The sequence below is a fragment of the Pseudomonas frederiksbergensis genome, assembly GCF_001952935.1.
GTDB classification, from domain to species: domain Bacteria; phylum Pseudomonadota; class Gammaproteobacteria; order Pseudomonadales; family Pseudomonadaceae; genus Aquipseudomonas; species Aquipseudomonas frederiksbergensis.
In genome coordinates this window covers 3,555,192-3,570,682 of sequence record NZ_CP018319.1, presented here as the reverse complement: position 1 = coordinate 3,570,682, position 15,491 = coordinate 3,555,192, and the positions used below count along the sequence as shown (strand labels likewise).

The 15,491-nt window shown below is 56.9% G+C and carries 16 protein-coding genes; 8 read left to right on the top strand and 8 right to left on the bottom strand.

From position 1 onward, the window contains the following. Positions 1–14: 14 nt before the first annotated feature. Both PFAS1_RS16590 and PFAS1_RS16585 read left to right on the top strand, forming a co-directional pair. Positions 15–608, top strand: coding sequence for a phosphoheptose isomerase (locus PFAS1_RS16590; RefSeq protein ID WP_007943727.1), 594 nt, complete (start codon positions 15–17; stop codon positions 606–608). Further along, the gene (locus tag PFAS1_RS16585) at positions 605–1,183 is read left to right on the top strand and encodes a BON domain-containing protein (RefSeq protein ID WP_074880104.1); all 579 of its coding nucleotides are present in this window, start codon (positions 605–607) and stop codon (positions 1,181–1,183) included. Before PFAS1_RS16590 ends, PFAS1_RS16585 begins: the two co-directional genes overlap by 4 nt. A gap of 91 nt (positions 1,184–1,274) precedes the next feature. Here PFAS1_RS16585 and PFAS1_RS16580 read toward each other — a convergent pair whose 3' ends face one another. From PFAS1_RS16580 to rplM, 7 genes are all read right to left on the bottom strand, one after another. Beyond that, positions 1,275–1,688, bottom strand: coding sequence for a ClpXP protease specificity-enhancing factor (locus PFAS1_RS16580; protein WP_074880107.1), 414 nt, complete (start codon positions 1,686–1,688; stop codon positions 1,275–1,277). A 16-nt stretch (positions 1,689–1,704) separates the two neighbouring features. Then, complete coding sequence (locus PFAS1_RS16575) at positions 1,705–2,322, bottom strand: glutathione S-transferase N-terminal domain-containing protein (protein WP_008155978.1); 618 nt, start codon at positions 2,320–2,322, stop codon at positions 1,705–1,707. A gap of 148 nt (positions 2,323–2,470) precedes the next feature. Further along, positions 2,471–3,253: a cytochrome c1 gene (locus tag PFAS1_RS16570; protein ID WP_076029831.1), complete on the bottom strand. Its 783-nt coding sequence runs from the start codon at positions 3,251–3,253 to the stop codon at positions 2,471–2,473. Beyond that, a complete protein-coding gene (locus PFAS1_RS16565; protein WP_074880111.1) occupies positions 3,253–4,464 on the bottom strand; it encodes a cytochrome b in 1,212 nt (403 codons plus the stop codon). The genes PFAS1_RS16570 and PFAS1_RS16565 overlap by 1 nt, the downstream gene beginning before the upstream one ends. Beyond that, entirely contained in the window at positions 4,464–5,057 is a 594-nt protein-coding gene (gene petA / locus PFAS1_RS16560; RefSeq protein WP_074880113.1) for a ubiquinol-cytochrome c reductase iron-sulfur subunit, read from the bottom strand. The genes PFAS1_RS16565 and petA overlap by 1 nt, the downstream gene beginning before the upstream one ends. Positions 5,058–5,323: 266 nt before the next feature. After that, positions 5,324–5,716 (bottom strand): 30S ribosomal protein S9, encoded by a 393-nt coding sequence (gene rpsI / locus PFAS1_RS16555; RefSeq protein WP_003216038.1) that lies wholly within the window; start codon positions 5,714–5,716, stop codon positions 5,324–5,326. Positions 5,717–5,730: 14 nt separating this feature from the next. After that, positions 5,731–6,159, bottom strand: a complete 429-nt coding sequence (rplM, locus tag PFAS1_RS16550) for a 50S ribosomal protein L13 (RefSeq protein ID WP_007905295.1) — start codon at positions 6,157–6,159, stop codon at positions 5,731–5,733. 245 nt (positions 6,160–6,404) lie between these two features. On the opposite strand from rplM, the gene PFAS1_RS16545 reads away from it, so the two are divergent. Continuing rightward, positions 6,405–7,445: an NADP(H)-dependent aldo-keto reductase gene (locus PFAS1_RS16545; RefSeq protein WP_076029830.1), complete on the top strand. Its 1,041-nt coding sequence runs from the start codon at positions 6,405–6,407 to the stop codon at positions 7,443–7,445. A 132-nt stretch (positions 7,446–7,577) separates the two neighbouring features. Here PFAS1_RS16545 and PFAS1_RS16540 read toward each other — a convergent pair whose 3' ends face one another. Continuing rightward, complete coding sequence (locus PFAS1_RS16540; RefSeq protein ID WP_076029829.1) at positions 7,578–8,714, bottom strand: acyl-CoA dehydrogenase family protein; 1,137 nt, start codon at positions 8,712–8,714, stop codon at positions 7,578–7,580. 244 nt (positions 8,715–8,958) lie between these two features. Here PFAS1_RS16540 and PFAS1_RS16535 point away from each other — a divergent pair, with 244 nt between their 5' ends. From PFAS1_RS16535 to PFAS1_RS16515, 5 genes are all read left to right on the top strand, one after another. After that, positions 8,959–9,855, top strand: a complete 897-nt coding sequence (locus PFAS1_RS16535; RefSeq protein ID WP_173860460.1) for a GlxA family transcriptional regulator — start codon at positions 8,959–8,961, stop codon at positions 9,853–9,855. 224 nt (positions 9,856–10,079) lie between these two features. Beyond that, entirely contained in the window at positions 10,080–12,017 is a 1,938-nt protein-coding gene (locus PFAS1_RS16530) for a flavin monoamine oxidase family protein (RefSeq protein ID WP_076029828.1), read from the top strand. 228 nt (positions 12,018–12,245) lie between these two features. Then, positions 12,246–13,133 (top strand): nitrilase family protein, encoded by an 888-nt coding sequence (locus tag PFAS1_RS16525; protein ID WP_076029827.1) that lies wholly within the window; start codon positions 12,246–12,248, stop codon positions 13,131–13,133. A gap of 15 nt (positions 13,134–13,148) precedes the next feature. Beyond that, positions 13,149–14,351, top strand: a complete 1,203-nt coding sequence (locus PFAS1_RS16520; protein WP_076029826.1) for a threonine/serine exporter family protein — start codon at positions 13,149–13,151, stop codon at positions 14,349–14,351. Between the two features lie 77 nt (positions 14,352–14,428). Next, entirely contained in the window at positions 14,429–15,409 is a 981-nt protein-coding gene (locus PFAS1_RS16515; RefSeq protein ID WP_076029825.1) for an asparaginase, read from the top strand. The last annotated feature ends 82 nt before the right edge of the window (positions 15,410–15,491 follow it).

Genomic DNA, 15,491 nt, shown 5'->3' with positions numbered 1-15,491 from the left:
TTAAGGTCACACAGATGGACATGCAATCCCGAATTCGCCAGCTTTTTCAGGCCAGTATCGATACCAAGCAAATGGCGATGGACGTACTTGCACCGCACATCGAGCAAGCCAGCCAGGTGATGGTCAACGCCCTGCTCAACGAAGGCAAAATGCTGTCCTGCGGCAACGGCGGCTCTGCCGGGGATGCCCAGCACTTTTCGTCCGAGCTGCTCAACCGCTTCGAGCGCGAGCGCCCGAGCTTGCCAGCGATTGCGTTGACCACCGACAGCTCGACGATCACCTCGATCGCCAACGACTACAGCTACAACGAAATCTTTTCCAAACAGATCCGCGCCCTCGGCCAGCCGGGCGATGTATTGCTGGCGATTTCCACCAGCGGCAACTCGGCAAACATTATTCAAGCGATCCAGGCCGCACATGATCGCGAAATGGTTGTCGTAGCATTGACCGGTCGCGATGGCGGCGGCATGGCGTCGCTGCTATTGCCCGAGGACGTCGAGATTCGCGTACCGGCCAACGTCACCGCACGTATTCAGGAAGTCCACCTGCTGGCGATCCATTGCCTTTGCGATTTGATCGACAGCCAATTGTTCGGGAGTGAAGAATGACCCCTAATCGCCTAGGCCTTCTGGCCTTGACCCTGTGCCTCGGCATCAGCGGCTGCACCTCGGTGGTTAAAGCCAGCCGCGAAGCACCGATTGAAGATGACCGCGGCACGCGCACCTTCGGCAGCAAGATCGACGACTCTCTGATCGACACCAAGGTCGGCGTGAACATTGCCAAGGCCGATCCCGCCCTGGATAACGACTCGCACATCGTCGTCACCAGCTTCAATGGCGTCGTGCTGCTTGCCGGACAAACCCCACGCGCCGATCTCAAGGCCAAGGCCGAACAGGCCGCTGCGGCTGTTCAGCGGGTGAAGACAGTCCACAACGAACTGCAAGTCCTGCCACCTTCCGGCTTCCTGGCTCGCCAGAACGACACCTGGCTGACCTCCAAGATCAAGACGCAGATGCTCACCGATCCGAACATTCCGGGCTCACGCATCAAGGTTGTCACCGAGAACGGCATCGTCTACCTGCTGGGTCTGCTGACCAAACAGGAAGCGGCCCAAGCCACCAATTTGGTGCAGGGCGTTTCCGGCGTGCAGAAAATCGTGAAGCTGTTCGAATACATCGACTGAATAAACCCTGCCGACGATGACGATCTCAGGATCGCCATCGTCCTGTAGGAGCTGTAATAAAAAAGGCGATCCTTTCGGATCGCCTTTTTTATTACTTCACCACTTTCAAACTGGGTCGACCGCTGGGACGCGGTGGCTCACTGTCGGGTGGCGGAATATCGTCATCCGGCTCGATCTCTTCGTCGTCTTCCATAGGCGATTCCAGATCGAACACCATGCCTTGACCGTTCTCCCGAGCGTAAATGCCCAGGATCGATGCGATAGGCACGTACAGGGTGTGTGGCACGCCACCGAAACGCCCTTCGAAGCTGACCGCTTCGTTGTCCATGTGCAAATGACGCACGGCTGCCGGTGATACGTTCAGGACAATCTGTCCGTCACTGGCAAAACCCTGAGGCACCTGCACCGACGGATACTCGGAATTGACCAGCATGTGCGGGGTGCAATCGTTGTCCACAATCCACTCGTAGAGCGCGCGGACCAGATAAGGTCGACTGGAGTTCATAGCGGCTCCTTAAGCCTTAGCGCATATCGCGTTCGACACCAGACAGACTCGCCTGGAAAGCCTCACGCGCAAACGAGCGCTCCATATAATCAAGCAGCGGCTTGGCAGGCCGCGGCAGTTCAATACCCAGAATCGGCAATCGCCAGAGTATTGGCAATAGGCAGCAATCCACCAGGCTTTGTTCCTCACTGAGGAAAAACGGCTTGTCGGCGAACAGCGGCGACACGCCAGTCAGGCTTTCGCGCAGCTCTTTACGAGCCACGACACGGGCTGCTTCCTTGGATCGGGAATCCAGGATCAGATCCACCAGTCCACACCAGTCACGCTGAATACGATGAATCAGCAGACGGCTGTTGGCACGCGCCACGGGATAAACCGGCAATAAAGGCGGGTGCGGGTAACGCTCATCCAGATATTCCATCACCACGGTCGACTCCCACAACGCCAGGTCACGATCGACCAGGGTGGGCAAGCTGCCGTAAGGGTTCACTTCAATCAGTTTAGGCGGCTGGCGACCAGCTTCCACGTAAATGATCTCGGCGCTGACACCCTTCTCTGCAAGTACGATACGCACTCGGTGGGAATAGTGGTCGGCGGGGTCGGAGTAACAGGCCAACCGATTGGTCACGCCCATGGCGGTCCTCCTCGCTTGTTGAAATTATCGGAAACGGAAAAACGCGCGCGCCCAGAGGGCGCCTCCCGTAACGCCTGGACCACCAGGCTCGTTACACCTTAAGAGACGCCCCTGGGCGCGCGCGATTGACAGCAATTTTACAGCAATATCAATGGACGTCTTTCCAGTATTCACGCTTGAGCAAGTATGCGAATACGAAGAAGAACGCCAGGTACAGCAACACATAGGTACCGATGCGCTGATGCTGCAGCTTCACCGGGTTGGCCGAGTAGGCCAGGAAGGTCACCAGATTCTTGACCTTCTCGTCGAACTGCTCTTCGTTCAGCGTGCCGGTTTTCGGCAATACGGTCAGTTGGTCGCAGGCTTCATGAGTCAAAGCCGTGCCGGTCAGCGGATCGAATTGCTTCTTGCCGTCTTCGACGACTTGAACTTGTTTGCAGCCTACCACCTGGCGACCCTGCAGGCCGACCAGAACGTTAGGCATCCCGACGTTCGGGAATACCTTGTTGTTCACGCCCCAAGGACGCGATGGGTCTTCGTAGAAAGATTTCAGGTAACCGTAGAGCCAGTCAGTACCACGAACGCGGGCGACCAGGGTCAGGTCGGGCGGCGCCGCACCGAACCAGGTCTTGGCGTCAGCCGGCTGCATGCCGATGCTCATGTGGTCGCCAATCTTGGCGCCGGTGAACACCAGCTTCGAGAGCATCAGGTCATGTGGAATGCCCAAGTCATCGGCAACACGCTCGTAGCGCTGGAACTTGGCGCTGTGGCAGCCCATGCAATAGTTGGCGAACGTACGTGCGCCGTCCTGCATGGCAGCCTTGTCGGAAACGTCGATATCGACCTTTTCCAGCTCAGGGCCACTCGATGTCGATGCGAAAGACAGTACAGGCATCGCCGCAAGAATCAGTACAGCAAATAGCTTTTTCATCAGCCAGTCACCCTTTCCGGAACCGGTTTGGTCTTCTCGAGCCTGGTGTAGAACGGCATCAGAATGAAGTAGGCGAAGTACAGGAAGGTACATACCTGAGACAGCAACGTACGGCCTGGCGTTGGAGCCAGAACACCCAACACGCCCAGGATCACGAACGAAATGCAGAACACCCAGAGCCAGATCTTGCTCAGCCAGCCTTTGTAGCGCATCGACTTGACCGGACTGCGATCGAGCCATGGCAGGACGAATAGCACAGCGATGGCCGCGCCCATGGCGATAACGCCCAGGAGCTTGTCCGGAACCGCCCGCAGAATCGCGTAGAACGGTGTGAAGTACCAGACCGGAGCGATGTGCTCAGGAGTCTTGAAGGCGTTTGCCACTTCAAAGTTCGGCTTCTCGAGGAAGTAGCCGCCCATTTCAGGGAAGAAGAACACGATCGAGCAGAAGATGAACAGGAACACCACCACGCCGACGATATCTTTCACGGTGTAGTACGGGTGGAAGGCAATGCCATCCAGCGGTACGCCGTTTTCGTCTTTGAATTTCTTGATGTCCACGCCGTCCGGGTTGTTCGAACCGACTTCGTGCAGCGCCAGAACGTGCAGCACCACCAGACCGAGGATCACGATCGGCAAGGCAACAACGTGCAGGGCGAAGAAGCGGTTCAGGGTAATACCGGAAATCAGGTAGTCACCACGGATCCACTGGGTCAGGTCGTCACCGATGACCGGGATCGCACCGAACAGCGAGATGATCACCTGGGCCCCCCAGTAGGACATCTGGCCCCACGGCAGCAGATAACCCATGAAGGCCTCAGCCATCAACGCCAGGTAGATCAGCATGCCGAACACCCACACCAGCTCACGCGGCTTCTGGTACGAACCGTAAAGCAGGCCACGGAACATATGCAGGTAAACGACGATGAAGAACATCGAAGCGCCGACTGCGTGCAGCATGCGCAGGATCGAGCCGTGCTCGACGTCGCGCATGATGTATTCGACGGAAGCAAACGCCTCTTCCGCCGACGGGGTGTAGCTCATGGTCAGCCAGACACCGGTAACGATCTGGTTGACCAGAACGAGCAGTGCGAGGGAACCAAAGAAATAGAAGAAGTTGAAGTTCTTCGGGGCGTAGTACTTGCTGAGATGGTCTTCCCACATTTTGGTCGCGGGAAAGCGCGCATCAACCCAATCCATGAACTTGCTCATCACGCTTTCTCCGTATCGACGCCAACGACAATGATGTCATCGGTCTCATAGGAATGCGGGGGAACTGGCAGGTTCAAAGGCGCAGGTTGCGACTTGTAGACGCGGCCAGCCAGATCGTAGTGGGAACCGTGGCAAGGGCAGAAATAACCACCTACCCAATCCTTGCCCAGATCCGCAGGTGCCACTTCTGGACGGAAGGTCGGCGAGCAACCCAGGTGCGTGCAGATACCGATCAGCAGCAGAACCTCTGGCTTGATCGAACGCGTTTCCGGGTCGACATAAGTCGGTTGTGTCGAGTTCTTGGAGGTCGGGTCAGACAGCTGGCCCTCGATCTTTTTCAGATTCCCCAGGATTTCCTCGGTACGGCGGACAATGAACACCGGCTGACCGCGCCACTCAGCAATCATCTGCTGGCCTGGCTCGATCTTGCTGACATTCACCCTCACCGGTGCACCTGCGGCTTTCGCCTTGGCACTGGGAAACCATGACCCCACGAACGGGACCGCAGCCCCCACCGCTCCTGCAGCACCCACCACGGATGTGGCTGCTACCAAGAAGCGACGCCGGCCTGCATTCACGCCGTCATTGCTCATTCAGTCCTCTCCCATCAGCTTTGTGGCCTGTTAAATCAGGCGTCTACTAAGTAAAAATCTGAACTTATAAAAATTTTGCCGAATGGTAATGAAAAGCCCCAATTCTGACAAGGTAATTACCGAGGGGCTTCACTGCCAAGCCTTGCAGTATAGGGCTTCTACGGCTGTGGCAAGTTGTCACAGAGCAATTCTTGATAAATCACGCCCATAAAAAAACGCCCAGCTTCGCAAGGAAACTGGGCGTTCTTTTTGAACGTAAAAGCGAATTAACGCTTCGAGTACTGCGGACGCTTACGCGCTTTACGCAGACCAACTTTCTTACGTTCAACTTCACGTGCATCGCGAGTAACGAAGCCAGCTTTGCGCAGAGCGCCACGCAGGGTTTCGTCGTACTGCATCAGTGCGCGAGTGATACCGTGGCGGATTGCGCCAGCTTGACCACTTACACCACCACCGATCACGGTGACGTAGATGTCGAATTTCTCGACAGTCTCAGTCAGTTCCAGCGGCTGACGAACTACCATGCGGGCAGTTTCGCGGCCGAAGAAATTTTCCAGGGTGCGGTTGTTGATGGAGATGTTACCAGTACCCGGACGCAGGAAAACGCGTGCGGTTGCGGTCTTGCGACGGCCAGTGCCGTAATTTTGAGTCGCCGACATAATGAACTATTCCGTTAAAACTTCAGTTCTTGGGGCTGCTGAGCAGTATGAGGGTGTACAGCGCCCGCATAGACTTTCAGCTTACGATACATGTCGCGACCCAGCGGGTTCTTAGGCAGCATGCCTTTGACCGCGGTCTCGATCACGCGCTCAGGGGCTTTAGCGATCAGCTTCTCGAAGTTGATCGACTTGATGCCGCCCGGGAAACCGGAGTGGGAGTAGTAGATTTTGTCGGTGGTTTTAGCACCGGTTACACGAATCTGCTCGGCATTGATAACGACGATGTAATCGCCGGTGTCAACGTGAGGAGTGTACTCAGCTTTATGCTTGCCACGCAGACGGCTCGCGATTTCGGTGGCCAGACGACCCAGGGTCTGACCTGCAGCGTCGACGACAAACCAGTCGCGCTGTACTGTTTCCGGTTTAGCAGTAAAAGTTTTCATTCTTTATAGCCTCAGGGGCCGCCCTGTAAATTAGACGGCGGATCTTACTGAATAGTGCGTACTTTGACAAGTCAAAGGCAGCCGGATACAGACGCTTTCGGGGGCTCGGGTCGGCGCGTCCGTTCAACGGCAAGATTCTTCGGCGGCGGCGCATCACTTCCACTGCAGAAAGAGGTGCGCAATTATGCAGATTGCGAAAAATAATTCAACCTGCTTTTATGATTGTTTTGCCCAAGGAGCACCCGATGGACTATCGCCAGCTAGGCCGAACCAATCTGAACGTGAGTGCAATCTGCCTCGGCACCATGACCTGGGGCGAGCAAAACAGCGAGGCTGAAGCCTTCGCCCAGATCGAACGGGCCAAGAGTGCCGGGATCAATTTCATCGATACTGCCGAGATGTACCCGGTGCCGCCCAAGGCCGAAACCTACGCCACCACCGAGCGCTACATCGGCAATTACTTCAAAAGCCGTGGTGATCGCGCCGACTGGATCCTGGCCAGCAAGATCGCCGGCCCCGGCAACACCATCGACTACATCCGCGACAAAAACCTGCGACACAACCGCCAGCACATCACCGAAGCCGTGGACGCCAGCCTCAAGCGCTTGCAGACCGATTACATCGATCTCTACCAGCTGCATTGGCCGGAACGCAGCACCAATTTCTTCGGCCAACTCGGCTACAAACACCAGACCGAAGCCAACCTCACGCCGCTGGAGGATACCCTCGAAGCGCTGGACGAACAGGTCAAGGCCGGGAAGATCCGCCACATCGGCCTGTCCAATGAAACGCCATGGGGCACCATGCGCTTCCTCGCCCTGGCCGAAGCTCGTGGTTGGCCGCGCGCCGTGTCGATCCAGAACCCGTACAACCTGCTCAACCGCAGCTTCGAAGTCGGCCTGGCGGAAATCGCTATCCGCGAACAGTGCGGCCTGCTCGCCTATTCCCCGCTGGCGTTCGGTTTCCTGTCGGGCAAGTACGAAGGTGGCGCACGTCCGCCGAAAGGTCGCCTGAGCCTCTACAGCCGCTTCAGCCGCTATTTCAACCCGCAGTCGGAAGCCGCGTGCAGTCGTTATGTGGCGCTGGCGCGTGAACATGGCCTGGACCCGGCGCAAATGGCGCTGGCATTTGTCACGCAGCAACCCTTTGTGACCAGCAACATCATTGGCGCCACGACGCTGGAGCAGTTGGACAGCAACATCGCCAGCTTCGATCTGAAACTTTCCGATGAAGTGCTGGAGGGGATTGAGGCGATTCACAAGGATCACCCGAACCCGGCTCCTTGATCGATAATTAAAAAGCCTTCGCGAGCAAGCCCGCTCCCACATTGGATTTAGGTCTGACCACCATTTTGTGATCGACACGGATCCATGTGGGAGCGAGCCTGCTCGCGATAGCGACCTGATAGTCGCTGCAAATCAAAGCGACCGCGCAATGATCTCCTTCATAATCTCGTTGGTCCCCGCATAAATCCGCTGCACCCGCGCATCCGCCCACGCCCGGGCGATCGGGTATTCCCACATGAAACCGTAACCGCCATGCAACTGCACGCACTCGTCGAGCACCTTGCATTGCAGGTCTGTTCCCCAGTATTTGGCCATCGCCGCGGTCGGCACGTCGAGCTTGCCTTGCAAGTGCAACTCCAGACAGCGATCGACGAAGACCCGACCGATCTGAATCTCGGTCGCCATTTCCGCCAGTTTGAAGCGGGTGTTCTGGAAGTCGGCGATTGCCTTGCCGAATGCCTTGCGCTCGCGGGTGTAATCCAGCGTCCATTGCAACGCAGCTTCAGCCGAAGCAAGCCCGCCGATGGCCACGGTAAGACGCTCCTGCGGCAATTCCTGCATCAGGTACGCGAAGCCCATCCCGGCCTGCCCCAACAGGTTTTCCTTGGGCACCCGAACATCCTGGAAGAACAGTTCCGAAGTGTCCTGGGCCTTCATGCCGACTTTTTCCAGGCGCTTGCCCTTGGCGAAGCCCGGGGTGTTGGCCTCCACCAGAAACAGGCTGGTGCCTTTCGCGCCAGCTTTCGGATCGGTCTTGGCCACGACAATCACCAGGTCAGCGAGAAAGCCGTTGGTGATGAAGGTCTTCGAACCGTTGATCACATACTCGTCGCCATCGAGCACCGCGGTGGTTTTCACCCCTTGCAGGTCGGAACCGGCACCCGGCTCGGTCATGGCAATCGCCGTGACCATTTCGCCAGACACCAGTTTCGGCAGGTATTTGTGTTTCAGCGCTTCACTGCCGTAATGCAGGATGTAAGGCGCGACGATGTCCGAATGCAGGGAGAAACCGATACCGGTCAGGCCGAGACGACCGATCTCTTCGATCACCACCGCGCTATAGAGAAAGTCAGCACCCAGGCCACCGTATTCTTCCGGCAGATGCGAACAGAGCATCCCCGCCTCCCCCGCCTTGTTCCAGAGTTTGCGGTCGATATAGCCTTGTTTTTCCCATTGCCCATGGAGCGGCACGGCCTCTTTTTCGAGGAACGCTCGCACGCTGTCGCGAAAAAGTTCGTGCTCTGAGCTGAACAAGGTTCTGGGGATCATGCGGCACCTGTCGTTATTGTTAGCCGGAATTGATCCTCAAAGACTATGCCTCGCCTCCGGCACAGGACACTGGACACATGCGACAAAAAATAAGACGATCCAGCCGTCTGGTGACCACTTTCCCCTATAAGAATAAAGTTGAATTATGTCTAACCAAGTCTCCACGCCCTTGCGGCGCGTCAGCATCCTGGCTATCGACCGGGTTTTCGCTTCCACCCTCATGCAAGCCAAGGATTTCTTCCACCTGGCCAGCCTGCGTTACGGCAAACAACTGGGCCAAGGCCTGACTCCGGCGTTCGAAACCCGCTTGGTCAGCCCCGACGGCAAACCGGTAAACAGCTTCAGTGACGTGATCATGCCGGTGGACGGCGGCCTGGAAAACGCCGACATCATTGTCCTGCCCGCCTTCTGGGACGACTTCGACACCCTTTGCCAACGCTACCCACAGGTCCTGCCCTGGCTGCGTCAGCAACATGCTCGCGGCGCAGTGCTGTGCGGTGAAGCCACCGGGGTGTTCTGGCTGGCCGAGGCCGGATTGCTCGACGGCAAGGAGGCGACCACTTACTGGCGCTTCTTCAATGCGTTTGCCGAACGCTTCCCACGGGTTCAGCTCAATCAGGACAAGCACCTGACCGACGCCGACAACCTGTATTGCGCGGGCGGCACCACTTCGGCCTGCGACCTTTACATCTATCTGATCGAACGCTTCTGCGGCGCCAACGTCTCCCAGGCCGTGGCGCGAGACATTCTTTATGAAGTGCAGCGCAGCTACTCGCCGGGACGAATCGGTTTCGGCGGTCAGAAGCTGCATCAGGATGTGATCATCCTGCAGATCCAGCACTGGCTCGAAGAACATTTCGCCGACAAATTCCGCTTCGAAGACGTGGCTCGCGAACACGGCATGAGCATCCGCAATTTCATGCGGCGCTTCCAGACCGCCACCGGCGACAAGCCGTTGCATTACCTGCAACGACTGCGCATCGAAACCGCCAAGGGTCTGCTGTCCGGCAGCCGCAAGAGCATCAAGACCATCAGCTATGAAGTCGGCTATGACGATGCAAGTTTCTTTGCGCGCCTGTTCCGCCAGCACACCGAGCTCTCGCCGAACCAGTATCGGCAGCAGTTTCAACAAGCAGCCTAACGGTTGATACAGGCGCCGCCACGCAATTGCCAAGCGGCGCCTGTTTGCAAATTAAACTGCCTGTACCAACCGTGTTTAAAGAGAACGGTAAAGTGATTATTCCCCTTACATGAAAAACGGAATGCAGAGCACCGGACAAGTCCTTTGTACTCTTGCGAGCTGCTTTCTGGATTCGCCAACATATTCTTCCCGCCAACTGAACCGCACTTCAGGGAAGATCGACAATGACAACGGACACCACTCCCCAACCTCTTTCATGTAACAACAACACCGACAATCTCCAGACTAAAAAGAACTGGGCAGGCCGATTCCCCAATCCGCCGGACTTGTGCTTTGACTACCGGGCGTTACTCGAACAGGAACATGGCGTCGCAAAGGCAACCAATCCCACCCATAAAATATGCATAATCGGCGCAGGTGTTACCGGACTGACTGCCGCCCGGGAACTTTACCGTTGCGGTTTTACCGACGTGACACTGATAGAACAATCGACACGCATCGGCGGCAGACACCTGACCGTCCATGGCCGCCATTCAATAAAAGAAAGTCATACTCCTTTCGAAATGGGCGCCATGCGTCTGCCATTCTTCAATAGGGAAAACGAGCCACCCAAAGTGGGTCGATCGCTGATGGCCTACTACGCCAAGGCATTTGACCTGGCGCTATCGGATTTCCCCAACCCGGGAAGCCCGTGGGTGAGTTCGACCGGTATTTATCTCCAGGAAGGCAGCCTGGGTGGTCGTGCGGATCCGCACATGTTGATCTGGACGAACAAAGACGGCTTGACCCCTCCACCCGACGAGGCGCTGCAAACGGTTTATGCCAAGTGGAAAACCTTTGCCGCCAGGATGACTCGCCAGGTTGCGCCGATCTACGCCACGCCGGAATGGGAAGCGGTCTGGGCGGCGATCGTCGAAAGGTACGAGCGTGTTTCGTTTCGCGAGCTGGTCTGTATGCCGGTGCTGGACACCTGGGATAAAGACAAACCTGGAGATTTTGGCGGAGTCGGAATGACCTCGCACGAATCAACCTTGTTCTATTCGATAGGCATCGGCGACGGTAGCTGGGGCGCTTTTTATGACGTGTGCGCGCTCTACCCGCTGCGCACCGCCATTTTCGGATTCAGCAGCCGCCTGCAACTCGTTCACGGCAGGGTCGATTCGTGCGGCGAACCGCTTCCCGCGCCGTACTTGCACAGCGATGCTGTTCTCGATGCGAAGGGCTTGCCTTTCGACAGTCCGCGCTATATCGGTCTTGCGGCGCTGGACGAATGCTTGCTATTCATGAACACCGACAGCGCGCACAAATCGTTCTACGAACATTGTCTTGAAAGGGGCGACGGTTTTTTCACCGACTCTTCCGTCAACAAACTGAAGAAACTGGACGATCAAAAAATACGTGTCCATTACACGTGGAAATTCAGCCAGCCCTGTCAATCGCAGGAACTGTTCAATGACTTTGACGCGGTCATCATGACCCTGCCTTCCTGGCTGATCGAAACGGGTGTCCGGCTCGAAAACTTCAATCAGCACATGTTGCCGTTCGCAATGATCAACGCTTACAAAACAGCACACTGGGAAACCAGCTGCAAAGTGTATGCGCCGTTAAGTAAATCTTTCCTTTCGAGTAACACCAGAGTCCCCCAGGCCATTGTGACCGACAGTTTCATTCATGACGTTTACAGCTATCGCTACAACGAGAATTATCCGTACGACTGCATATTATTAAGTTACACATGGGAGGATGACGCCACCAAACTGGCGTTGTTCAACGACCAGGAACTGGTGGCGAAGTGCGTAGAGGAACTCGACCGGATATTGATGAATTGCGCCAATATCCAGGAGAGGATTTCCCCCTATATTCAAACTGAACACGCTTTGGTCCAACGCTGGATGACGGACAGAAACGCCTTGGGCTGCGCAAAGTTATACAGGCCCGGCACTTATTACGACGCAGTGAGCCTGATGAAGTACAACCAGGATTTCTCACATCTGTCCGGCCTGTATTTTTGCGGAGAATCGTTTTCGGTCGATGCCGGCTGGACAGAGCCCTGTTTTCGCGGCGCCGTGGATGCCGTGATTCATATCTGCAATAAAACCGCAGCAGTGTTCAACGGCGGATTCTGCATGAGCGACTACCCGCAATACCGCATCCGCACCTGAGACCTTGCCCGAACCAATGCGCCCTGCGCGTTGGTTCTGCCAGCGTCAAACCGCTCTATTACGCCATCTTGCGCCCCGACAGGGAAACCCGGGCGCTCTGCCCTGCGCGATCTTCGGACACGGACTACAGCTCAAACGGAAGCCGCTGACTTACGCAAAAACGCCATTTCAACTCTTATAAACACGCAATTAAACAGCGTGAATAACAATAAAAAGAGGTCATCCCGAATGAGCGAGCCAACAAGTCCTGTTCGTGTAGCAGTTGTGCAATTCGACCCACAAGTCGGCATGGAAAAACGTGCAGGTAATTTGCGTCATGGTCTGGAACTGGCACTGGAGGCGGTAAATGGCGGTGCCAATCTCATCGTGCTGCCCGAGCTTTCCAGCACAGGTTATTTCTTCAGCAACCGGCAGGACGCGTTCGACCATTCGGAGGCCATTCCCGACGGACCGAGTGTGAAAATCTGGATGGACTTCGCCCGCAACCACAAGGTCTACCTGGTCGCCGGATTACCTGAGCGTGACGGCATGCGGCTGTTCAACACCGGTGTTCTGGTCGGCCCTGACGGTTTTATCGGCAAGTACCGCAAGGCCCATTTGTGGAATCTGGAGAAGCTGTGGTTCACGCCGGGCGACCTGGGCTTTCCGGTGTTTGATACGCCTATTGGTCGTATCGGCCTGTTGATCTGCTGGGATATCTGGTTCCCGGAAGTACCGCGAATCCTGACCCAGCAAGGCGCGGACATTATTTGCAGCCTGAACAACTGGGTGTGGACACCGCCACCGCTGTTCGACGAAGCCGGCAAGTGCATGGCGTCGTACCTGACCATGACCGCCGCACACGTCAACAATGTGTTTATCGCCGCCGCCAGCCGGATCGGCGAAGAACGAGGGGCTCGTTATCTGGGCTGCTCACTGATTGCCGGTACGAATGGCTGGCCGATTGGCGCCGTGGCGTCAGCGGACCAGGAACAAATCCTGTTTGCCGATATCGACCTGACCAGCTCCCGAAGCGCGCCGATCTGGAACAATTTGAACGATCTGCATCGCGATCGTCGCGCCGATCTCTACGATCAAATGCTCGGTTACACCCAGCACCCTTGCCTGCCGCGCTGAAAAGGGGGCTAACCGATGAACATCACAACCGAAAAAAACCGGCCTGGCGCCAGATCGCCACTGGATCTTGCGATCATCCTGCTGATGATCGGCACGGCACTGCTGATAATCTGGCTTTCATTGACCCACCGTTCCGCCTGGGAAGCGCATTGGCCAAGCTACAGCGACATGGTCTCCGGCCTTCCCGAACCGGCTGCGTGGTTGCGCTGGGTGCTGGGCGACATCAGCGAGGTGGCGTTCTACAAGCACGAGTTCGCCTCTATCGGGTTGTTGGCCGGCGCCTATCTGGCCTACTGGGCGAATCGCACAGGAAAAACCTGGCAAGGTTTTGCCATTTCCTATGGGACTGGATTGTGGCCGTGGCTGGTGACCAGTTCGTTGCTTGGACTGTTGCTGAGCAACCTGCTGTGGGGCTGGACGGTCACCGCCACCAGTTGGCAACCGACGTTTGCCGCGTTTGTTTCGCTGCCCGCGGCGATGGTGCTGATGTTTGGTGGTGGCTGGAAGGTCACGATCAATGGCGCATTCATGGGTGCCGTGCTGGTCACGCCGACGTGCCTGCTGTTCGTCAACTACGTGTGCAATCCCCTGGGCTTGCCTGTCGTCATCGGTAATGTCTTGGGCATGGCAGTCGCCAGCGTCTTCGCTTTCGTGCTTTGCCGTTACCTGCCAAGCCTGGTGAAGTCCGAGACCTGCGAGAAGCCATCCGCCCCTTCGCCCGCAACCGTCAATACCAAAACGCCCGACTACGGGGTGATCTGGAGCTTGCGCCGGGTGCTGGCCGATTTTTCGGAAGCGCCGTTCTTTGGCAATGAGTTGGCCAGCCTCGGCCTGTTGCTGGGTGTATTGCTGGCTTACACCTGGAATCCGATGAGCCCGGTATACGGCTCGGGCCTGCTGCCCCAATTGATCGGTGCCCAGGCGTTGACCTCAGCGCTGGGGGTGGTGATCTGGCGTCGGCAATGGATGTCACGCGGCTGGTATCCGACTTACGTTCCATTGGTGTCCGTGGTGCCGGCGGCCGTTCTGACGTATGGCGGCAGTTGGCAGGTGATCCTCTCGAGCGCACTGCTGGGCGCGCTGATTGCACCGCCCCTGGCTTGCGCCATTGCCCAGCGAGTGCCTGCGTACATGCATGCCTACATCGGTAATGTCCTGTCCATGGCCATCAGCACTTTGCTGATCATTCCGATTATCGGACTGCTGATCGCCAACTGACGCACGCTGCCAGCCGGCTGTATCCGGACTCGAAGCCGGGTACAGCCACTTTTCATTACAAACAAGCGAGGTATCACATGGACCTGCCCCAACTGGCCATCGCCGCGCTCGGCGGCACCGTGAGCATGCAAGCCCGGAACGCTGGCGAAGGTGTTGTCCCGACCGTCAGCGGCGAAACCCTGCTGGCGTCGGTACCGGAGCTGACGGCACTGGCCCGGGTCAACGTCGAAACGCTCGGGTTACTGCCCAGTGCCTCACTGGATTTCGAGTTTTTGCTGAGTGTCCTTTCCTGGGCCAACTTTCAGATCAAGCAAGGTGCCGTCGGGGTTGTGATTACCCAAGGCACGGACACCCTTGAAGAAACGGCCGCGTTTTTTGATTACTTGTGGGAGCACGACGAACCGCTGGTCGTGACCGGCGCCATGCGTTCGGCGGCGCAGGCAGGGGCTGATGGTCCGGCGAATCTGCTGGATGCTTGCCGGGTTGCACTGGCTGAAAACAGTCGACTGCGAGGCGTTCAGGTGGTCATGAACGGGCAGATTCACGCGGCATGCCGCGTGCGTAAAACCGATTCGCTGGCATTGCAGGCGTTTTCCTCTCCAGCCTTTGGTCCCTGCGGAATGCTTGTGGAAAACATCACCCGCTATTTGCGCCCACCAACCCCGCGAACGGTTTTACCTTTGCCGCAACAGACCACGCAGAAGGTTGCGATGCTGGAGACGTCGCTCTCTGCCGACACGCTGTTACTGGAGAACATCCTTGAACTGGGTTATGACGGACTGGTGATCGGCGGTTTCGGTGCCGGACATGTTTCGCAGAGTTGGGCGGATGTTATCGAAAAGATCGCCAGGAAAATCCCGGTGATCGTTGCAACCCGGACCGGTTCCGGGTCCACCGCACACTCTTCCTACGGCTTTATTGGCGGCGAGATGGACTTGATCCGCAAAGGTGTTTCGATGGCTGGATTTCTTTGCCCGCGTAAAGCCCGGGTCTTGCTGTGGTTGCTGATCGGCTGCCAGCGGCAAGATGAACTGGCCAGCTTCCTCCTGGAAGACTGATACAACTACCTGTAGCAGCGAGTGGGGATCAGCACATCTACAAAAAAGGCCTGCAGATGCAGACCTTTTTCATTTTCCGAAA